Raw genomic sequence first — 20,714 nt, forward strand, 5'->3', positions numbered from 1 at the left:
AACAAGCATCCAATGAAAAAATATATTTGGCTCTCCCTTCTACTGCTCACTATGATGGGAATATCCTGCACCAAGGATCTTGAACTGGAGCCACACCAGATTTATTATGACAACTTCTACCAAACCGGCGATGATGCACTCAGCGCTGTGAACTCCGTGTATGATGTGCTTGGATCTGTGAACCAGTATTCCAATTACCTGTGGCTTATCCAGGATATTGCCTCCGATGATTGTAATGCACGTGCCACGCTGAATGATCCGAATATCCATGAATTCGATACCTATTCCCTCGAATCCAATAATAAATACCTGGCGGGGATATGGCAGTATTCTTACCTCGGAATCAGCCGGGCTAATGTAGTACTGGAAAAAGTGCCGGGGATTACCATGGATTCAGCCCTTCAACAACGGATCCTGGGAGAAGCAAAATTTCTCAGGGGGTTATTTTATTTCAACCTGGTACGATTATTCGGGGAAGTACCGCTCATCACGGTACCCGTGACACCTAACCTGGGTGACGATGAAATTTACCTGGCTAAATCTCCAATAAACACAGTATACCAGCTCATCATCGAGGATTTCAAAGCAGCTTCCATTCTGCTGCCCGAAAAACATACTTCTGCTTCCGATAAAGGACGTGCCACAAAAGGGGCTGCACTGGGATTGCTTTCTAAGGTTTACCTTACTCAACAAGATTGGGAAAATGCGTATCTCACTGCCGGGGATGTGATTGAAGCAGGGAACTATAGCTTGCATGCCGATTTTGCTACGAACTGGAAAGAAGCCAGTAAAAACGGGAAGGAATCGGTTTTTGAAGTTCAGTTTTATAAGAATGCCACTGCCGAAAACTCACAGATGGTGATCTCCGGACTGCCTTCATTACCGGGTGTTTTCAGCGCAGGTGTTGAAACCATGCTGCCCACAACCGATCTGCTGGAAAGCTTCGAAGAGGGCGATTACAGGTACACAGCTACATTCTTTGATAACTTCTGGACTTATACCTTTGAACCCCATATCTGGAAATATTGGGACCAGGTAGCTTATAAACCTCAGAATACCAGTCAGTCGGGTGCCAATTTTGTCCTGATGCGTTATTCCGAAATCCTGCTTATTTATGCTGAAGCCTTGAATGAAGCCAATGGTGGTCCTACTACTGAGGCTTTTGATGCCATCAATACGGTAAGGGAAAGAGCCAGGAATGGGGTTGCAGATGTATTGCCCGATTTATCAGGACTAGACCAGTCGTCTTTCAGACAGGCAGTGTTAAGCGAGAGAAGGCATGAATTTGTTAATGAAGGCCAGCGCTGGTTCGACCTGGTAAGAACAGGGAATCTCATCAATTACGTCAAACAGGCTAAAGGGGATAAGGCAAATCCTTCCGATTTCAATACTGTATTTCCGATTCCTCAAAGGGAACTGGATTTGAATAAAAACCTTAAGCAGAATTTGGGTTATTTTTAATGTCGGATGTGGAATGTCGGATGTGGAATGTGGGATGTGGAATGTCGGATGTTGAATGTGGGATTGCGGATTGCGGATTGTCCCGTAGGGAAGACTTTAGTTTGGAATGCTGAATTTTCGCTCAGCACCCGGCACCCAGCACTCAGCACTAATAATTTTGGATTCAATCAATTGACGAAATACAGATTGAAACAGATATACTCATCACTCAACAGCACTACTGAATTCATGATAAGTGGATAAACTCACTCAGCACCAGTTCAAGTGAATTACAAATAAATAAGAAAAAACAAAACGAGACACTTGAATTCAAACTACAATAAATACCCGGAAATCAGGATCAAAGGCCTGGAGGAGCATTGCTTTGACGGCTGGGAGGAGATAAATTCCCGGTTGGCAAAGGCTGTGGCTGAAATCCGGAAACCTTCGAAAGTGGTCGTTGTGGAGTGTTACCAGGGCGTGGATGATGGCGAGGTATTGCCAAACCTGGTGAAAGGCCTGAATCCTGTTTTAGTGATCTCTTCAAAGGATCTCATGCTCCGTCCTGATGAAGTTGAAACCCTTACAAAACAGGATGTTACCGATGACCGGATTTTTGGTTTCATGACCCGGCTTAATATGGAGGATTTCTTCGACCCTGAAAAAATTCTCCAGGCACAATCTTCCATTCATTCATGCACTGAAGGCATCGTCCTCGTATATGGTCCTGGTGCTGCCACTGTAATATCCGAACCAAATCTGCTTGTTTATGCCGATATGGCCCGCTGGGAGATTCAGCTCAGGATGCGACGCAAGCAAACCCATAACCTGGGGCTGGACAATGCACATGAAAACATGGAAACCCAGTATAAAAGGGGGTATTTTGTCGACTGGAGGGTTTGCGACCGTTTGAAGAAAAGGATTATGAACCGCTGGGATTTTGTACTGGATACAAACCTGGCAGGAGAACCAAAGATGATTTCAGGCTTTGCCTTCATGGAAGCTATGAAACAATCGGTAACACAGCCTTTCAGCGTGGTACCCTACTTTGATGCCGGTCCCTGGGGTGGACAATGGATGAAGGAGAAGTTCGGCCTTGATTCAGGCTTGTCAAATTATGCATGGTGTTTCAATTGTGTTCCTGAAGAAAACAGCCTGTTCCTTCGCTTTGGTGAAACCCGTTTCGAAATGCCTTCCATTAACCTGGTATTTACTCAACCCCGGTTGTTGCTTGGGGATCCGGTTCATGCAAGGTTTGGGGATGAATTCCCGATCCGTTTCGATTACCTTGATACTATGGGAGGTGGCAATTTAAGTCTGCAGGTTCATCCGCTCACCGAATATATCCAGCAGAATTTTGGCATCCCCTATACCCAGGATGAAAGTTATTACCTGATGGATGCCACTGCGGAAGCTTGCGTTTACCTGGGATTAAAAGAAGGCATTCAGCCGGAAGAAATGGCGGCTCAACTGAGGGAATCGGAAACAACAGGCAAAAATTTTGAGGACACTCATTTTGTAAATAGTTGGCCAGCCCGTAAACACGATCATTTCCTGATTCCCGGGGGAACCGTACACTGCTCAGGAGCAAATAGCATGGTATTGGAAATCAGTGCTACCCCTTATATTTTTACCTTTAAACTCTGGGATTGGGGAAGACTGGGCATGGATGGAAAGCCTCGTCCGATCAATATTGACAGGGGAATGGCAAATATTCAGTTCGACAGGACGACCACCTGGGTAAGGGAAAACCTTATTGGCCAGGTGGAACTTATGGCCTCAGGTGACGGCTGGAGAGAAGAAAAAACAGGCCTCCATGAACGGGAATTCATTGAAACGCGCAGACACTGGTTTACTAAGTCTGTGAACCATCATACAGGTGGCGGAGTCAATGTGATTGCCCTGGTGGAAGGAGATGAAATCATCGTAGAAAGCCCTGCCAATGCTTTTGAACCTTTCATAGTGCACTATGCTGAAGTCTTTATCGTCCCTGGATCAATAGGCTACTACAATATCAGGCCATATGGAACATCTGAAGGAAAAGAATGTGCGACGGTTAAGGCTTTTGTGAGAATTAACGCTTAGGAGATGGGGAGATGGGGAGATAAGGGGATGGGGAGAGGGCGAGATGGGGAGAGGGCGAGATGGGGAGAGGGCGAGATGAGGAGAGGGCGAGATGGGGAGAGGGCGAGATGGGGAGAGGGCGAGATGAGGAGAGGGCGAGATGGGGAGAGGGCGAGAGAAGGCGAGAAGGGGAGATGGGGAGATTAGGAGAGATCTACATGTCACCCTGAGCTTAGTCGAAGGGAGACCAGGGAATTGAGCCAGGAAGGTCAGTGATAATGTGAATTGGTGATGGAGAAGATTACAATATGTCAAGAAGCCTTGTAATTTAAATTTGAAAATTGGTCCGGGGATTGGCTAAATGGCACTTGGCTTAAACGGATGGATTGGATCATGAAGAATTTAGTCCGTGAGCGTGAATTAGTTGGTCCGCCGGCGGATTCGTGGACCCCTTTTTGAAGAATATAATTCGACTTAAATCAATAACAGAAATTTAAACCATCATCATAACAAGATTATTTCATGAACAACCATTCAAAGATTGCCCTGGGTGCCGATATAGGTGGAAGTCACATCTATTGTGCAGCAATTGACCTGTCGACGCACAAAATCATCCCCGGTACTGCCCGGGAAGAGAAGATCAACAACCAGGCACCAGCCGACGAAATTCTGAATGGCTGGAGTAAAGCCTTGCTTGGCAGCTTGTCGGCAGTCGATAGCTCCCGGCTTGTGGGAATTGGCTTTGCAATGCCCGGTCCCTTTGATTATGCCAAAGGAATCGCCCTGTTTGAAAGGGTTGAAAAATTCGAGAGCCTTTATGGGCTGAATATCAGCGAAGAACTTCGCAACCGCATGCAACTGGGGGAAGATATCCATTTCAGGTATATCAATGATGCCACTGCTTTTGCTATAGCCGAAGCCTGGGTGGGAAAAGCCGGAAATTTCGATAAAATGATTGCCCTTACCCTGGGAACAGGTTTTGGCTCAGCATTTGTTGATAAGGGTATCCCGGTTACCGATGGGGATACCGTTCCGGAAATGGGGTGTGTTTGGCATTTGCCATTTAATGATGGTATAGCCGATGACAGCTTTTCAACCCGTTGGTTTACAAGGAGTTTCTTTGATAGAACGTGGAAAAGAGTGGAGGGAGTAAAAGAGATTGTTGACCAATTGAATACTGAACCAGCTGCTGCCATATTATTTGAAGAATATGGCTCAAACATGGGTCATTTCCTGGCTCCATGGATCAGGAAATTCGATGCTAAAGTGATCGTCATTGGTGGCAACATTACCGGGGCCTATAATCTGTTTGGGCACCACCTCCTCGAAGCACTGAAAAATGAACAACTGGATGTCCAGGTTCTGCTCTCTGACCTCAAAGAAGATGCAGCCGTTATGGGGGGTGCCCGCCTGCTGGTTGAAGATTACTGGATAAATGTAAAAGATCTATTGTCGAAAATGTAACCTATAATAACTGTTCATATGACGAAAAAAATAAGAGTATCCTTCGTACTGCCTGTCCTCATGTCGTTCTTTGTCATGAGTTTCTGCGACCTGGTTGGTATTGGTGTCGACCGAATCAAACTGGAGTTCGGACTCAGTAATACCATGGTCCAGCTGATCCCTTCGGCGGTATTTATCTGGTTCTTTTTCCTTTCAGTGCCGGTAGGGGTACTCCAGGACCGGTTTGGTAAACGTAACATCCTCAACCTGGGGATGATCATTACCGCCATTGGACTCCTGGTGCCATTTTTCATCTTCTCAAAAGCAGCTATATTCTTTGGTTTTGCACTTCTGGGCATAGGAAATACCATCGTACAGGTATCAGCGAATCCCCTCATGGTGGATGTGGTTCCCTCCGATAAAACCTCCAGCTTCCTGAGCTTTTCCCAGTTCGTGAAAGCCGTAGGTTCTATGATTGCACCGTTCGTAGCAGCCTATTTTGCAAATCAATTCGGCGACTGGAAACTCATGTTCCTTGCTTTCGGTATTGTTTCCATCCTGGCAGTCCTATGGCTGGGGGTTACAAAAATTGAAGAAACCAGGAACACCGAAAAAAGAGCTACGATTGGCTCTTCACTGAGCCTGCTGGGCAATAACTACATTGCTTTGATGGTTCTGGGAATTTTCCTGGTGGTAGGTATCGATGTTGGTATTAATGCCGTATCAGGACAATTCCTCTTGAAGAAATTTGAAGGAAGCATCACACAGGAATTTGCTGAAAAAGGCCGCAGTATCTATTTCTTCGGAAAGATGCTGGGAACTTTCGCCGGAGCTTTGATGCTAGCCAAACTCTCTTCCAGGAAATTCCTATTCTGGACTACCATCCTCGGACTGGTTTCTGTCCTGGCACTCATGGTTGCCCCTTCACAGATGCTGGCTATGGGGGTAATATTTGTGATTGGACTTGGCGTTGCTAATGTATTCCCACTGATTTTCTCATTAACTGTTGAGAAATTCCCCCTGAGGGCTAATGAAATCTCAGGATTGATGATCATGGCCGTATCCGGTGGTGCTGCAATTCCTCCGCTTATCGGCTTCCTGACAGACCAGGTAAGCCTCACCGCCGGCATGTTTGTGCTCGTGGTATGTGCTGCTTACCTTTTCTTCCTTGCTATACTCCGCAGCAAAAAAGCGTGACCCACAAACTAAGATCTATTCTATGAAAAACAATATTTCATTAAAAATCATCACCCTGTTTGCAGGATGCTTACTTACCCTTGCTTCAGGTCCGGCATTCGGACAGGTAGTAAGCAGGGAGAAAGAACCGTGCAAGGTAGATGATAAATTCACCCGCATGTTCGCCCGCGATTGCTGTGGGGTAACCGGTGCTGATGGGGAATACTCTGTGCTTCTTCCTGATGGCCGCACCGTATGGATTTTCGGGGATTCATTCCTCGGAACCGTGAATCCTGACCGTTCAAGGGAAAAACGATCCCCCTGGTTTATCCGCAATGCTATGGCAGTTCAGGAAGGAGATACCCTTCGCAGTTTGTATAATGTGATAGACGGATGGGAGTCGTCGCTGGTCATTCCACCTGGAGCACCTAAAGGGACACAGTTTTCAGAAGACTCCCTATGGTACTGGCCGGGAGATGGTTTCATCGAAAATGGCAAGCTGAAAGTCTTTATGACGGCATTTCTACCAGGCTACCCCCGGTAACTGGGGCTTCAAATGGGTAAGTGCTAATGTGGCCACATTCACACTACCTGAAATCAAACTGGAAAGCATTGATCATTTCGACTATCCCAATGAAGCTGAAATACACTGGGGACATGCAATTTGTGATGAAGACGCAGATTATACTTACATCTATGGGGCATCTAATAAAGATAAACATGTGTATGTTGCCCGTGCTCCCCGCAACAACATCCTTGCCCCCTGGGAATTCTTTACAGGAACAGGATGGGATAAAGACTCGCATAAAGCTCAGCCATCCCTCAAAATTCAGGGTTCTGAGCAATTCAGCGTATTCAAATACAATGGGAAGTATATACTCTTTGTCCAGGAAGGTGGATTTATGACCGGAGAAATCTGTACATACATCTCAGACCTCCCATATACCGGCTGGAAGAACAGAAAGGTGATCTGCCACACTATGCTGCCAAAAGAAGTAGCATCTACTAAGAACCTTTTTGCCTACAACAGCGTTGCCCATCCACAGTTTATCGAAAATGGGGAATTACTGATTTCTACCTGTATAAATAGTTTTGAAGTGGAAGATGTATTCATGGATGCCAGCAAATACAGGCCTGTCATGCAACGTGTTCACATGAAGTACATTTTTGAAGAATAATCGGTGAAAAATCTGACCATGAAAAACCTGCTCATCCTCCTCATTTTATTCAGCTGGTTTGGCTGTTCAACTGCTGCCAAACAGCAAAAAGTTTACCAGTCCGACCGACTCCCAAAGCCTGATACCACCTGGATTTTCACCCCGGCAAGCTATGCTTCCAACCCAGAGAAACTGTATCCTGTGGTTTACCTTCTTCATGGATGGAGTGGCAGCTACCAGCAATGGGACGATATTATGGGATGCCAGGACTATGCAGATAAATATGACTTTATCCTGGTGTGCCCCGATGGATTGTATGATTCGTGGTACCTCAACAGCCCGGTGCTGCCAAACAGTCAATATGCAGATTTCTTCTTTAAGGAACTGATGCCCGGAATAAACAAAGATTATCGCACAGATACCAAAAATATCTTCATCACAGGATTAAGCATGGGCGGACATGGTGCACTGTATTTATTCTCCCTCCACCCGGAAATGTTCTGTTCGGCAGGAAGCCTGAGCGGGGGTGTTGACCTGAGCGATTGTGCCGATTCCTACGGTATTCCCAGGCTGCTTGGACTGAAAAACGATGCCTCCGATAAAGCCATCCTCAATAAGTTCTCAGTTGAGTATAACCTTGAAAGCATTCAGAAATCAGGCAAAGAGTTTATCTTCAGTTGCGGTACGGGCGATTTCTTCTACGATATCAATAATCAGCTCAGAATCAGCTGCGATAAACTGGGAATTAAAGCCACCTATGTATCTGCTCCCGGGGGCCATGACTATGACTTCTGGAGAACCCATATCAAAAGCCACATTCTGTTCTTTTCCGAACGAATAGTGAAATAGCTTACCATCTTTCTATTCACCACCCGGAGCCAAGGCTCCATTAATCTTCATGTCATGCGGAAAATACTAACTATATCCCTCCTATTTCTTATCGCGATAGCTGTTCAAGCCCAGCAGAAAGTGAAGGAAGTACTGATTATGCACCACAGTCACCTGGATGTTGGATTTACTCACCTTCAGCCGGTTGCCCTGGCTTTGCAGGTCGAATATATCAACCAGGCCCTGGAATTGCTCGATCGCACAGCTGACTATCCGGAAGCCTCAAGGCCAAAATGGACCTGCGAAGTGACAGAACCAGTGATGATGTGGCTTGAAACCGCTACAGAAAAGGATATTCAGAAATTTGGCAACTATCTCAAAGAAGGCAGGATCTGCATCTCGGCCCTGGAATATAACACTACACCCCTTGCAAGTTCCGAGGGCCTTGCCAGGCAATTGTACGATGCCGCAGAACTCTCGAAACGATTTGGTGTGCCCATCACTACGGCCAATCTGCATGATGCCACCGGCCTCCCCTGGCCCATTGTCGACCTGTTTAAAGATGCGGGAGTGGAAATGCTTACCATGGCCATCAACCTCCATCTTTCTGGCACTCCCAAACCAAGGCCTGCCGTTTATCGCTGGCAAAGCCCGGGAGGCAGGGAAATCCTGGTGATGAACGGGGAGCATTACTCCATGTTCGACCAATGGACTAATAACCATACGGGCAGCCTGGATACTGTTCAGGCCGGACTCGACAAATACCTGTCGTATGCAGCGAGTATGAATTATCCCTACGACTTTGTTTATCTTACTGCTACCTGCGCCCCTTATGCTTATGACAATTCGCCACCTAACTTCGACCTTCCGGCATTGGTGAAACGCTGGAATGAAGAAGGCCGTCAGCCAAAACTCAGGTTTGTAACACCCAAAGACATCCTGGCCCGGATAAAACAAATCCCATCTGAAAATATTCCGGTGGTAAAGGGCGACTGGACCGATTTCTGGAATTTTGGAGCCGCCAGCTCTGCAAAAGAAACTCAAATCTCATTGAATACCGCTTCCAATATGGCAGTGATCGACCTGCTGGCAGCTTTCGGGAACAGCAATCAGCAACTCCGGAATGCAAACAGTCAGATATGGGAGGATGTCAACTTTTACAACGAACACACCTGGGGCGCCTGGAACCCTCTCGAAATCCATCACCCCTTCCCTACCGCCCAATGGAATATTAAAGCCAATGCAGCTTATGAAGGAATGGCTTTCTCAAAGTTTTCTCTGGTACGCTACTTACAACAGCTTGCAGGTAATGAAAGGGCTTATGATAAAATTGAAGGAATAATGCTTGTAAATCCCGGTTCTGCAAGCGCCAGGGTTTATCCCCAGGTTCCCGATGACTGGTTCATTCCCGGCAAGAGAATTGAAACATGGCTGATGGGAGGTGACCGTTTTGAAAGAACGCCCAACCTCGGGAAATTTTACAGTCCTGTGGAAATCCCGCCCTATAGCTGGAAAAAAGTACCTTTCAGCCAATTGAAGGAAGCTCAGCCTGAATTCCCCATTAAAAGTGGAAAGGATTTCATTGAAACTGACTTCTACCTGCTTAAATTCGATCCAGCCACCGGGAAGGTTACCTCTTTGTTCGACAAAAAGCTCAAAAGGGAGGTGTTAAATACTAACAGCCCTTATGGGTTCTTCCAGTATGTTCATGAAAAACCCGATCCAGCTGTCAATCCGCTGAGAACTGCCTTCCATGTGAGGAGTGTTGAAAATGAGCGTATCGGCCTTACCGGCTGGAAACCCGACTGGAAAGCTTCCTATAGCAGTATCACCCTTAAGGAATGCAAGGTGGAACTCACCCCATTCACTGCAACCCTGGTGATTACTTCAATTGCGGAAGGTACTGACGGACTGGTTCAAAAGATTGTCCTTCATGCTGATTCTCCGATTATCGACCTGGAAGCTGACCTCCTCAAGACTGAGAATGTTATGCCGGAAAGCATCTATTTTGCCTTCCCTTTGTCATTGGAAGCAGGCTGGAAAGGATTTTTTGATACAGCTGATGTCCCGGTGGAACTGGATAATGAGCAATTACCGGGATCCTGCCATGATTGGGTCACCGTGAGTTCATTTGCCAGCATCCATGACCGGCAGTTCGGGGCAACACTCTATTGTCCGGATGCCCCTATGGTGATGTTCGGTGATTTTAATTTCGGAAGGAACCAGTCGGTGATACCCCGTGATAAAAATCCATTACTCCTTGGATGGGCTACCAATAATTACTGGGAAACCAATTTCAGGGGAGCACAACCCGGACAGATCAAACTGAGGTACGCATTCCAGTCGCAGGGCACTTATAACATGGCTGAAGTATCAAAAACAGCCCAGCTGGTCAGCAGTCCGGTTATACTCCACCCGGTTGTGAACTGTGCTGCAACAGAATCGAAGTCATTCCTGACAATAAACCAGGAAGGGGTGCGGGTAACTTATGTAAAGGAATCAGATGACCGTAAGGCAAAGATCATCCGGTTGGTTAACCTGACTGATAAAGCCATGGATGCTGATTTCAGTATACCTGGTATGCAAGTTGCCGCAGCCTGGCGCTGTTCAACCACCGAAGAAAAGAAAGACGCTCTAAAGGTTCAGGGCAACCTGGTGAAAATTAACCTCCGGCCAAGGGAAGTGACGAGTGTAAGGGTGGAGTAGCCTGGGTCAAATTAAGGATCCTTGATTGTTTTTTCCTGAAAAGTACAATCTGCTTATATAAGATTGCGGATTAACCTGAAGGGAAACCCCAGCAAAAATTATTGAAGTCGTAAATCAAGAATTCTATAATTAAGACAATTCGTGCTTCTTGTAGGAAAATAGAACACGAATTACACTAATTGAGCACGAATTTTCACGAATAAGAATCCGTGTAAATCCGCGAATGGAACCGTCGGCCAGCCGGCGAATCCGCGTTCCATTTGCCGAGCTATTGAATATCCTCCGACCCATTTTACATTTTACATTTTGCATTTTAACTTTTACATTTTGTTCTTACCTCGCCCTCATCCGGTTCCCCTTCGGATCATGGGTAACTTCTGCAAGGCCCAGTTGTTCCATAAGCGGGGGAATATACATTCCAAAACGGCCACGGAAGCCTTTTTTAAGGCCGTACCAACCACCAACCGGGTTACTCTCCGACCGGCCCCAGGCTTCAACAGTCCCCTCTTTTGCAGGTTTCTGCTCATCAGCACTCCCCAGTTCCATCCAGTCCCCATGCTTTTTTAACATTGCATGCAGATCGTCGAGACAACGGATATCATAATGCAACACCGTTTTGCCGACCGTACAAACCAATATTTCCCTCCCATCTTTTTCATCCACATGCATGGTAAATTCAGAAGACAATGGTGGCGTTTTTAAAAGCATAGGTTGCTCTTTTGTTCCGATTTTTTCTTTCATAATAGTTTGGGAATTAAATTCTTGAACTTGCTTAGTGAAGGTAAATCTTTTCTTGGGATATGATTTCGTTATCTTTCCTAACCTGGAGGATAAAAATACCGGGATTGAGCATCTGTAATGGCATAGATGAGTTCATCAGGCGGCTTTTCAGCATTTCCCTTCCAGAAAGATCAGTGATGATAACTTCAACAGGTAACTCATCCTCCTGAATGACCAACTGCTTGTTTTTCAATACAAATAGCTTTTGAGTCACTTTTTCTGTCAATCCGACTTCCCTTTCCACATATTTCAGGACCTCCTGCACCCATAATCCATATTGTTTACCGCTGGGATGCAAGCCATCGCCGGCAACCAGGGTTGGGTCATTTAGTCCATTCCTTGAAATCGGGGTGATGTCAACATAACGTATATCATAAGTCTCAGTAATAAAACGATTGGCTGAATTGAAGAGGTCGATTTCGGCACTGATGACCTGGCTGCCATTTCCAAGGGGTGTATAAGCATAGTCTGGAATAGAAAGGACAAAAACATGAGAAGGGTCATTCCCCGCGAGTTCCAGGGCTTTTTGAAGCAATTCTTCAAATTCAGTCATATACGTCTGAACCGTACCACCCTGGTATTGGTTATTCACGCCAATCAGCAGCGAAACCAGGTTATATCCTTCCAATGGCATTTGCTGCTGAATTCCATTACGCAGGTTATCAGTCCGCCAGCCTGTCTGGGCAATGATTTTCAATTCCTCAACAGAATATCCTCTTATCTGAAACTGTGCCACCAACTGGTTTGGCCATCGTTCATCCACACTAACACTCTGCCCGATGGTATAAGAATCACCCAATGCCAGGAAACGCAATGGCTCCCTCACTTTGATGGGCTGAGCAAGTATAATGGAATTTAAACAAAGCAGTAATGCCAGTAGATAAAAAATCCTGATCGGTAATTGGGTAAACAATTGTTTCATAGTCAAGTAACAATAATCTGGTCGGTCATGTTCAACAACAGTTATTTTTAGGTTTTAACTTAGAGAGGGGCCCCTTGATCAAACAAATTTCCCTTCCTTGCGTTTGAACTTTCATTTAGACTCAAACAACCATCACTCATGCTTGCAAACAGGATCAACAAGGAAATTTTACGTAAAAGGCTTAAAAACGAAACATTTAAAAGAAAAACCCTCTCTTTCTACAGATACGTCCCTTTTGAAAACCCACAGGAAACCAGGGATCATTTCTATGCCTCCTGGTCAGAATTAAACTGCTTCGGAAGAATTTATATTGCCCGCGAAGGTATCAATGCCCAGATGAGTGTTCCTGAACATCAGCTGGAAGCCTTCCTGCATCACCTTGAATCCATCCCACAGCTGACTTCAATGCCTATTAAGTATGCAATTGTTGATGATGGAAAATCATTTTATAAACTTACCATAAAGGTGAGGCCTAAAATTGTAGCCGACGGACTGGATGAGGGTTCATACGACCTCGGGAAAGTAGGCAAACACCTTAATGCATTTGAATTCCATGAGCTATCAGCAGATCCGTCAAACCTGGTAATCGATATGCGTAATCACTATGAAAGCGAAATTGGCAGGTTCGAAAATGCCGTTTGTCCTGACGCCGATACTTTTAAAGAAGCGATTCAGGTGGTCCTAAGAGATTATAGTGATCAGAAAGACAGGAAAGTCCTGCTTTACTGCACAGGTGGTATCCGATGCGAGAAAGCGAGTGCATTCCTGGTTCACCATGGCTTCAAAGATGTATCCCAGCTTTATGGAGGAATCATCGAATATGCCCAGCAGCTGAAAAAGGCAGAATTACCCTCACGGTTCATTGGCAAAAACTTTGTTTTTGATGAACGACTCGGAGAAACAGTGGACGGACAGGTAATTGCACATTGTCACCAATGCGGGAAACCTGCTGATACCCATACCAATTGCGCCAATGACGATTGTCACCTTCTCTTCATTCAATGCAGTGAATGCGCTGAGAAATTTGCAGCCTGCTGTTCTCCTGAGTGCCGTGACCTTCTTCAATTACCGGTAGAAAACCGTTTGGCTCTCCGCTCTGAAAGAATGAAACAATATGCCGGGAATAAGATTTTTAAAAGCCGCGCCTCTGCTCATTTTAATCATGAAATGCAGCTAAACGACCTTAAGCCGGTACTTCATGACTAATTTCTGGCAGGAGTTAAAAACACCCTTCCTGGTACTGGCACCCATGGAAGATGTCACCGATACCGTATTTCGTGAGGTGGTGATGTCGGTATCCTCATCTGATGCCCTTCATGTATTGTTCACTGAATTTACCTCCACAGATGGCATGTGCCATGAGAGAGGACGCGACAAGGTGATGGAGCGGCTAATGGTAAACCAGAGCGAGCTGGAATTGCTGAAAGCAAGAAACATTAAACTGGTTGCACAAATCTGGGGTGGAGACCCTGAGAATTTCAGGAAGAGTGCAATGATGATTTCTGAAATGGGCGTTTTTGATGGGATCGATATTAATATGGGTTGTCCGGTTAAAAAAGTCGTTAAACAAAAAAGCTGTGCAAACCTTATCAATTACCCGGATCTGGCCGGGGAAATTATTCAGGCAACGTCTGAGGCCACTAAACTACCGGTAAGTGTGAAAACGCGAATCGGTTTTAGTAGCATTAATACTGAGTCATGGATAGGTCACCTCCTGGAAGCCTCACCTAAGGCAATAACCATTCATGGCCGGACTAGGAAAATGATGTCGAATGGTCCGGCCCTATGGGATGAGATTGGAAAAGCTGTAACTCTAAGAAATCAGATGAAAAGCCCGGTTACCATCATCGGGAATGGAGAGGTTGGCAGTTATGCTGATGCTATGAATCGCGTTCAGCAATATGGTGTTGATGGGGTGATGATTGGAACAGGTATCTTTCGAAACCCATGGTTATTTAATAAGGAACCCATGGAAATATCGTGCAGGAATAGGGTTAGCCTGCTGCGTTTCCATATCAGCCTGTTCAGGGATACATGGGGAGATGGAAAGGATTATAATGTATTAAAACGATTTTATAAGATCTATCTGAATGGTTTCCCCGGTGCAGCCCATTGGAGAGATCAATTCATGAGGGCACACCATTATGACGATGTATTGATTTTGCTAAATTCATTGGAAAAAGAGGTGATTCATAATGAATCCATACCTTCTGGTTAGTATTTATTTGAAGGATCTGATGCTAATACAAGAGGGGTTCCTGATTGCAGGAATAGCTGATGAGAATCTTATTTTTATATCTTCGTGATTCTTATAATTTCTCATGGACCCAATTCATTCGATAAAAAACATCATTTTTGACCTGGGGGGCGTGCTTTTAAACATAGACCCGCTTCTTACCGTAAAGGCTCTTACCGATATGGGGGTGCAGGATATGATGGAAGTACACAAACGTTTAATGGCGGCTGAGGTATATCAACGTTTCGATTCAGGAAGAAGCACTCCAGATCAGTTCCGTGAAGATATTCGTCAAAATTGCGGTCTGCCTCTGAGTGATGAGCAGGTTGATGAAGCCTGGAATGCTTTATTACTCGATTTTCCCGCTTCCAGGGTTAATATGATGCGTGAGATCTCTTCCAATTACAGGCTCTTTCTGCTTTCAAATACCAATTCCATTCATTTCGAAACTTATACAGAAGCATTCCGGGCAACCCACGAGTTTGAAATGGAATCACTATTTGAACGCTTATTCCTTTCCTATGAACTGGATTCACATAAACCCGATCTGGAGATTTATTTACGTGTAATGCAAGCAGGCCAGTTTATTCCGGCTGAAACCCTCTTCATTGACGATTCGCTTGCCAATGCAGAAGCTGCAGTAAAAGCCGGGTGGGTCGCCTTCCATTTAAAAGAAGGGATGGAGGTTACAGAACTATTCAAAAACGGAAAACTCCGCACAGAGGCGGAGTTTCTTTTACCTTAGGCAAGGTACACGCGTAATTAAGACAGATCTCCTTCTTCGTCTTTCATCATCCTATAAATGGTTGTCTTACCAATATTGAGTTTATCAGCTACAAGACGTACTTTATTATCGTATTTATGCAGGTAATGCTTAATAATCATCTTGATATATTCATCAAGTGTTGCTTCACCAGTCTGAAAGTCAATCATTGAACTGGTATTCGACAATTTGATATCATCTGCATGAATGGTATTGGTATTTGTCATTACAGCAGAAAGTTCCATGATAGCCTTTAACTCGCGCACATTACCAGGGAATGGGTATTTGCGTAGTTTTTCAAGTGATTCTGCTGAGATGGTAAGCTTGGGCAAAGTGTTTTTCTGACAAAATTCATCCACGAAAAACCTGGCTAGCAGGAAGAGGTCGTTGCCTCTTTCACGTAAAGGAGGAAGCATAATAGGTAACCCTAATAAACGATAGTAGAGGTCCTCGCGGAAATTACCCTTTTTAACTTCATCCATCAGGTTCTTATGGGTAGCAACGATTACCCTGACATCCAGTTTAATCGATTTACTGGAACCCACCCTGTTTAATTCTTCTTCCTGGAGAACCCTTAACAGCTTCGATTGCATATTAAGGTCCATATCTCCAATTTCATCAAGGAAGATCGTACCGTGGTTCGCTTCTTCAAACCTGCCAATTCGTTGGGCATGTGCACCGGTAAAGGAGCCTTTCTCATGTCCGAACATCTCACTTTCAATCAGTTCCCGGGGAATAGCAGTAACATTAACCGCTACGAAAGGCTTATTATGCCTTTTGGAATTATAATGTATAGCCTTGGCAACCAATTCCTTTCCTGTACCGGTATCACCCTGTATGGAAACTGAAATATTGGTCTTTGTGGCTTTTTCAATCAGGTTAAAGACAGCATGCATGGCAGGACTGTCCCCTTTTATGAGATTACTGTACTGGTATTTCTTGCCGATTTCTTCTTCGAGGCGGGAAATGCGCTGTTTCAGGTTGAAGTTACTCTTAATGTTACGCATGACCGACCATAGTCGTTCCTTTGTATCCGGATCTTTCAGCACATAGTCATAGACCCCTTTCTTCAGCAATTCAACGGCTGTCGAAATATCCTGCTGGCCTGAAACGATAACGACAGGCAGTTCAGGATCAAATTCCCGGATCTTTTTAAGTACATCAAACCCGCTCATATCAGGCAGGTTAAAGTCGAGGGAAATGACAGACGGGTTTTTATACAGATTTGCCAATAACTCCTTCCCTGTAGCGAAAATGGTAACTTCATAGTCGGGATTCTGGGAAAGATGGTATGACAGAATCCTGGCATACATCTGGTCATCCTCTACTATGAATATCTTGAAGGCTTCCACAGCAATTTATTTTATCTGTTTATTTCCCAAAACCGAAAAGGTAATAAATTTTTGAATAAAAAGGTCAAATGCTCAAAAATGAACTTACTTTTCCATTTTGGAATAATCTGTACCGGGAGTTTATGAAATCCCATTTTCTTTCAAAGAGAGGAGTAATTCTTCAATTTCGGCAAAGGATTCCAAAGTCAGCAGTTTCATTTTAATTTGCTTGAAATTGGGAATTGCTTTAAAATACCCTGAATAATGTTTTCTCATTTCCAACATGGCAGTCCGTTCCGGCTTTCGGGTTAAGGATAGCCTGATATGTCTGAGACACACATCTACCCTTTCATTTAACGCAGGAATATCGGGAATTGTTCCTGAAACTGAGTAGGATTTGATATCCCTGAAGATCCAGGGGTTTCCAATAGCACCTCTGCCTATCATAACTGCATCCACTCCATAAGTATTTCTCATACTGAAGGCGATTCCGGCACTGGTCACATCTCCATTCCCTATTACCGGGATTATCATGCGTGGATTGTTCTTTACTTCCCCTATCAGTGTCCAGTCAGCAGTACCAGTGTACATCTGGGCACGCGTCCTTCCATGGATTGTAATGGCTTTGATTCCAACATCCTGAAGTCTTTCTGCTATATCTACGATGTTCTTGTTTTTTTCATCCCACCCTAACCTTGTTTTCACCGTTACGGGTAATTTTACCGCATTAACAACTGCCTGGGTAATCTTTACCATTTTGGGGACATCATTCATTAGGGCGGCACCAGAGCCTTTCATAGCGATTTTTCGGACAGGGCATCCAAAATTGATATCAATAAGTTCCGGTTGGGCTTCTTCAGCCATCATGGCGGCTCTCATCATAGCTTCCGGGTCATTGCCAAAGATCTGGATCCCAATGGGTCGTTCCATTTCTTTAAATTCCAGTTTCCTGTAGCTTTTTGCAACTTCCCTGACAAGAGCCTCGGAAGAGATAAATTCAGTATACACCAGATCAGCACCGAAGGTTTTACATACCTGGCGAAATGCCGAATCAGTGATATCTTCCAGTGGAGCCAGTAATACCGGGAAATCCCCTAAATCATTTTTACCTATTATCATCTTCCTTTTCAACTTCAGCTTTGCTACAATTAACAGGAGGGTATACCTATATATTGTAACATTCCTTTTCTTTTAAAATGTGGTACAGAGAATTTCAATCTGCCTGCAAAAGTAATTCAAGTAATCATAGCATCCCAATAGATAGCAATTGCTATTTTTGTTGTCTAGAATTCTCCGGATGATTATAGGTCTTCTTTCCCATTTGTCACATGCAGGCAAGCTAGCCTTATTGGTAATCCTGCTTCTAAGCTTTCTACTGTTTTCGACACTACTGGGTTACCTGATCCTCATGCCCTATTTCGGGGTGAACATCCTGGAGATATTAACCACCCCCGACTATACAGATACCAAGGTGGTAAATGGCTTAAAATTCCTGCAGATTCTTAATATGTCAGGAGGCTTATTACTTCCTTCCATATTGTATCTCCTTTTAACTGAAAAAAAGCCGCTGGAAAATCTTGGGATGCGCACGCCCCAAGCCGTTGGTATAATCCTTGCAACCCTCACAATATTCATTGCTGCACAACCCTTAATAGGGTTCACCAATGAATTGAATGCCCGGATGGAACTACCCGCATTCATGTCAGGACTTGAGTCATGGATGCGGCAAATGGAATCCCAGGCTGAAGAAGTAACATTAGCCTTTCTTTCAACTACTTCATTCCCGGGGTTTTTACTAAATGTATTTATGATAGCCATTTTGCCGGCGATCAGTGAAGAGTTGTTATTCAGGGGAGTGCTGGCCCGATTGTTTCACAACTGGACAAACAATATCCATTGGGCTGTTTTTCTTTCTTCATTCGTTTTTGCAGCCATTCATATGCAATTCTTTGGGTTTTTGCCACGATTCCTTTTAGGGGCCGGATTAGCCTACCTTTTCTTTTTCACAGGGAATCTATGGTTGCCCATACTGGCCCATTTTATAAATAATTTCATAACGGTGCTGGTTGAATATCTTTTCCGGCAAAAACTGATCGGTATCAGTGCCGAAGAGTTTGGCTGGGCAGATAATGTATATGTTATTTTATCCAGTCTTGTGCTGGTTGGAATACTCGCTATTTACATCCGGACAAAGGGCAGAGTAGCAGCGATAAATACAAATAGTTAGGGTTCATTTCCGGGAACTACAAGAATTTGCCTTGTTTAAAGCGGGTATGAGGCTGCATCCAGTTTATAATCAGTCCATCACCATTAGTCTGCAGACTTTTCCACATAGCGTGTGGCAAGGAATCAAAGATCTAAGAACCCTGGCCAGTAGGAAGAGAAAGCGTTTTATCTTTATACAGCGACTGGATCAATTCATACATAAAAAAAACCGCTTCGGACAGGAAGCGGTTTTCTGATTTTAATACAATGTATTATTCTTTCTTAGCAGCCTTTACGTGTGGAGTAATTAATTTTAAAAGCACCGGCTTTTCTTAATTCCTGCTTCACATCTGTAACAACACCCATTCTTGTTTCCATATCCACTTTAAGAGCGGTAGTGATGAAGTTCTTTTCAGATTCATCGCGGGAAGCTCTTTCCGATTGAACAAATGCTTGAATGTCGCCAACAGATGCGAAAGCATTATTTAACTGGATGCGGGATTCGTTACCAAGTACGGATTTTCTGGGCTGACCAATATAGATATAGCTGACCAAAGATTTCTTTTCCAGTTTCTGGATTTCGGTAGCCATTGGAGGAACTAGTTTTACCTGAAGGGTAACTTCACGGATGGTAGTGATAACCATGAAGAAGAACAGGAACATAAAGATAATGTCGGACATGGAACCAGTATTGATTCCGGGAACTGTACGTCCACCTTTTTTCTTAAAACGTGCCATTATTTGGTCCCTCCTATATTTTCAGGTTCTGCTTCTGAAATAGCGACTGGAACAGCTTTAGATACAGCATCGATATAATCGGAATTTGTCAAATCTTTGAATTTGACCCCATATCTTTGCCTTGACAGTTCATCACGTAATTCATTTACAGCAGCGGTAAGTTCGTTTTGCACCTGAATGTACATATCATAAGAAGTTCCCCTGTCGTTTTTCAGTGAAATAATTCCTTTAGAGACTTTAACTGTACCAAGGTTATTGATGGTTTTCTCTTCCATTTCCGGAAGATCCTGCTTGTTGGTTGGATTGGAAAGGAATTCCTTGGCTGTAGATCTAAGTTGGGAAATATCAATTTCAATTCCTTGAACTAAGAGTCTGTCACTCTTATTTACAAGAACTTTCATCACATTTCGTGTTTTCACTTCAGGAATAGGAGCAAGCGGATCCGGTGGAGGAGGCAATTTCCTGGTGATACCCAAATCTGTATTGATAGATGATGTCAACAAGAAGAAGGTGAGCAGCAGGAAAGAGATATCCGCCATAGATGCTGTACTAATATCTGCTGATCTCTTTGACATAAAGATGGTGTTTAATCGGTTTATTTAAACCATTTAATCACAACTGAATAGAGAGTAATCCCTATGACAGAAGCAAAAATTATATATGTACTTATTAGTCCGGCTCCGATTAATTTGGAAGCACTAGGGCTGATCTGCATTTTCTCATAGAATGGACCTTGATCTGCAGGTGAGATCAGGTAAGAGATCAGAAAGATAGCAACCAAAGCAATAACCCCAAAGAGAGTAGCTTTTGTATTTTTCGCATCTCCCTTTACCATACTATATATCGGGAAAAGCAAAAGTGCAGCTGCAGCAATAAAAAACGCAAGATAGGCTACATATAGCCCAATATCTATCATATTCATAGC

General features: G+C 44.2%; 19 protein-coding genes. 12 read left to right on the top strand and 7 right to left on the bottom strand.

The window, feature by feature from the left end:
* Positions 1-12: 12 nt before the first annotated feature.
* From IPH84_18065 to IPH84_18100, 8 genes are all read left to right on the top strand, one after another.
* Complete coding sequence (locus IPH84_18065) at positions 13-1,461, top strand: RagB/SusD family nutrient uptake outer membrane protein (GenBank protein ID MBK7175074.1); 1,449 nt, start codon at positions 13-15, stop codon at positions 1,459-1,461.
* Positions 1,462-1,764: 303 nt separating this feature from the next.
* Complete coding sequence (locus IPH84_18070) at positions 1,765-3,525, top strand: class I mannose-6-phosphate isomerase (protein ID MBK7175075.1); 1,761 nt, start codon at positions 1,765-1,767, stop codon at positions 3,523-3,525.
* 501 nt (positions 3,526-4,026) lie between these two features.
* A complete protein-coding gene (locus IPH84_18075) occupies positions 4,027-4,968 on the top strand; it encodes an ROK family protein (GenBank protein MBK7175076.1) in 942 nt (313 codons plus the stop codon).
* 18 nt (positions 4,969-4,986) lie between these two features.
* Positions 4,987-6,144, top strand: a complete 1,158-nt coding sequence (locus tag IPH84_18080; GenBank protein ID MBK7175077.1) for an MFS transporter — start codon at positions 4,987-4,989, stop codon at positions 6,142-6,144.
* Between the two features lie 22 nt (positions 6,145-6,166).
* Complete coding sequence (locus tag IPH84_18085) at positions 6,167-6,667, top strand: DUF5005 domain-containing protein (protein MBK7175078.1); 501 nt, start codon at positions 6,167-6,169, stop codon at positions 6,665-6,667.
* Positions 6,668-6,695: 28 nt separating this feature from the next.
* The gene (locus IPH84_18090) at positions 6,696-7,301 is read left to right on the top strand and encodes a DUF5005 domain-containing protein (GenBank protein MBK7175079.1); all 606 of its coding nucleotides are present in this window, start codon (positions 6,696-6,698) and stop codon (positions 7,299-7,301) included.
* Positions 7,302-7,319: 18 nt separating this feature from the next.
* Entirely contained in the window at positions 7,320-8,129 is an 810-nt protein-coding gene (locus IPH84_18095; GenBank protein MBK7175080.1) for an esterase, read from the top strand.
* A 54-nt stretch (positions 8,130-8,183) separates the two neighbouring features.
* Positions 8,184-10,814, top strand: coding sequence for a hypothetical protein (locus IPH84_18100; GenBank protein MBK7175081.1), 2,631 nt, complete (start codon positions 8,184-8,186; stop codon positions 10,812-10,814).
* A 333-nt stretch (positions 10,815-11,147) separates the two neighbouring features.
* On the opposite strand, the gene IPH84_18105 is transcribed toward IPH84_18100, so the two are convergent.
* Positions 11,148-11,555, bottom strand: a complete 408-nt coding sequence (locus IPH84_18105) for a hypothetical protein (protein MBK7175082.1) — start codon at positions 11,553-11,555, stop codon at positions 11,148-11,150.
* A 31-nt stretch (positions 11,556-11,586) separates the two neighbouring features.
* Complete coding sequence (locus IPH84_18110; protein ID MBK7175083.1) at positions 11,587-12,516, bottom strand: SGNH/GDSL hydrolase family protein; 930 nt, start codon at positions 12,514-12,516, stop codon at positions 11,587-11,589.
* A gap of 138 nt (positions 12,517-12,654) precedes the next feature.
* Between IPH84_18110 and IPH84_18115 the strand changes: the two genes are divergently transcribed.
* The 3 genes from IPH84_18115 (at position 12,655) to IPH84_18125 (ending at position 15,497) form a co-directional block, all read left to right on the top strand.
* On the top strand, positions 12,655-13,722 hold the full coding sequence (locus IPH84_18115) for a rhodanese-related sulfurtransferase (protein MBK7175084.1): 1,068 nt from the start codon (positions 12,655-12,657) through the stop codon (positions 13,720-13,722).
* Entirely contained in the window at positions 13,715-14,734 is a 1,020-nt protein-coding gene (locus tag IPH84_18120) for a tRNA-dihydrouridine synthase (protein MBK7175085.1), read from the top strand. The genes IPH84_18115 and IPH84_18120 overlap by 8 nt, the downstream gene beginning before the upstream one ends.
* 103 nt (positions 14,735-14,837) lie before the next feature.
* A complete protein-coding gene (locus tag IPH84_18125) occupies positions 14,838-15,497 on the top strand; it encodes an HAD family phosphatase (GenBank protein ID MBK7175086.1) in 660 nt (219 codons plus the stop codon).
* 17 nt (positions 15,498-15,514) lie between these two features.
* Here IPH84_18125 and IPH84_18130 read toward each other — a convergent pair whose 3' ends face one another.
* Positions 15,515-16,867, bottom strand: a complete 1,353-nt coding sequence (locus tag IPH84_18130) for a sigma-54-dependent Fis family transcriptional regulator (protein MBK7175087.1) — start codon at positions 16,865-16,867, stop codon at positions 15,515-15,517.
* 120 nt (positions 16,868-16,987) lie between these two features.
* Positions 16,988-17,965 (bottom strand): tRNA dihydrouridine synthase DusB, encoded by a 978-nt coding sequence (dusB, locus tag IPH84_18135; protein MBK7175088.1) that lies wholly within the window; start codon positions 17,963-17,965, stop codon positions 16,988-16,990.
* Between the two features lie 178 nt (positions 17,966-18,143).
* On the opposite strand from dusB, the gene IPH84_18140 reads away from it, so the two are divergent.
* Positions 18,144-19,073 (top strand): CPBP family intramembrane metalloprotease, encoded by a 930-nt coding sequence (locus IPH84_18140; protein MBK7175089.1) that lies wholly within the window; start codon positions 18,144-18,146, stop codon positions 19,071-19,073.
* Positions 19,074-19,333: 260 nt separating this feature from the next.
* Here IPH84_18140 and IPH84_18145 read toward each other — a convergent pair whose 3' ends face one another.
* From IPH84_18145 to IPH84_18155, 3 genes are read right to left on the bottom strand one after another with little or no spacing between them, the layout of a single operon-like run.
* Positions 19,334-19,789 (bottom strand): biopolymer transporter ExbD, encoded by a 456-nt coding sequence (locus IPH84_18145; protein ID MBK7175090.1) that lies wholly within the window; start codon positions 19,787-19,789, stop codon positions 19,334-19,336.
* Positions 19,789-20,364, bottom strand: a complete 576-nt coding sequence (locus tag IPH84_18150) for a biopolymer transporter ExbD (protein MBK7175091.1) — start codon at positions 20,362-20,364, stop codon at positions 19,789-19,791. The genes IPH84_18145 and IPH84_18150 overlap by 1 nt, the downstream gene beginning before the upstream one ends.
* 20 nt (positions 20,365-20,384) lie before the next feature.
* Positions 20,385-20,711: a hypothetical protein gene (locus tag IPH84_18155; protein MBK7175092.1), complete on the bottom strand. Its 327-nt coding sequence runs from the start codon at positions 20,709-20,711 to the stop codon at positions 20,385-20,387.
* Positions 20,712-20,714: the final 3 nt, after the last annotated feature.

This window comes from Bacteroidales bacterium (genome assembly GCA_016707785.1).
GTDB lineage: Bacteria > Bacteroidota > Bacteroidia > Bacteroidales > UBA4417 > UBA4417.

Excerpts from the sequence above, each read along its gene's own strand:
- IPH84_18110 (MBK7175083.1), bottom strand. The coding sequence starts at position 12,516 with ATGAAACAATTGTTTACCCAATTACCGATCAGGATTTTTTATCTACTG.
- IPH84_18155 (MBK7175092.1), bottom strand. The coding sequence starts at position 20,711 with ATGAATATGATAGATATTGGGCTATATGTAGCCTATCTTGCGTTTTTT.
- dusB (MBK7175088.1), bottom strand. The coding sequence starts at position 17,965 with ATGATAATAGGTAAAAATGATTTAGGGGATTTCCCGGTATTACTGGCT.
- IPH84_18115 (MBK7175084.1), top strand. The coding sequence starts at position 12,655 with ATGCTTGCAAACAGGATCAACAAGGAAATTTTACGTAAAAGGCTTAAA.
- IPH84_18100 (MBK7175081.1), top strand. The coding sequence starts at position 8,184 with ATGCGGAAAATACTAACTATATCCCTCCTATTTCTTATCGCGATAGCT.
- IPH84_18105 (MBK7175082.1), bottom strand. The coding sequence starts at position 11,555 with ATGAAAGAAAAAATCGGAACAAAAGAGCAACCTATGCTTTTAAAAACG.
- IPH84_18120 (MBK7175085.1), top strand. The coding sequence starts at position 13,715 with ATGACTAATTTCTGGCAGGAGTTAAAAACACCCTTCCTGGTACTGGCA.
- IPH84_18085 (MBK7175078.1), top strand. The coding sequence starts at position 6,167 with ATGAAAAACAATATTTCATTAAAAATCATCACCCTGTTTGCAGGATGC.
- IPH84_18125 (MBK7175086.1), top strand. The coding sequence starts at position 14,838 with ATGGACCCAATTCATTCGATAAAAAACATCATTTTTGACCTGGGGGGC.
- IPH84_18095 (MBK7175080.1), top strand. The coding sequence starts at position 7,320 with ATGAAAAACCTGCTCATCCTCCTCATTTTATTCAGCTGGTTTGGCTGT.
- IPH84_18150 (MBK7175091.1), bottom strand. The coding sequence starts at position 20,364 with ATGTCAAAGAGATCAGCAGATATTAGTACAGCATCTATGGCGGATATC.
- IPH84_18075 (MBK7175076.1), top strand. The coding sequence starts at position 4,027 with ATGAACAACCATTCAAAGATTGCCCTGGGTGCCGATATAGGTGGAAGT.
- IPH84_18145 (MBK7175090.1), bottom strand. The coding sequence starts at position 19,789 with ATGGCACGTTTTAAGAAAAAAGGTGGACGTACAGTTCCCGGAATCAAT.
- IPH84_18065 (MBK7175074.1), top strand. The coding sequence starts at position 13 with ATGAAAAAATATATTTGGCTCTCCCTTCTACTGCTCACTATGATGGGA.
- IPH84_18140 (MBK7175089.1), top strand. The coding sequence starts at position 18,144 with ATGATTATAGGTCTTCTTTCCCATTTGTCACATGCAGGCAAGCTAGCC.
- IPH84_18080 (MBK7175077.1), top strand. The coding sequence starts at position 4,987 with ATGACGAAAAAAATAAGAGTATCCTTCGTACTGCCTGTCCTCATGTCG.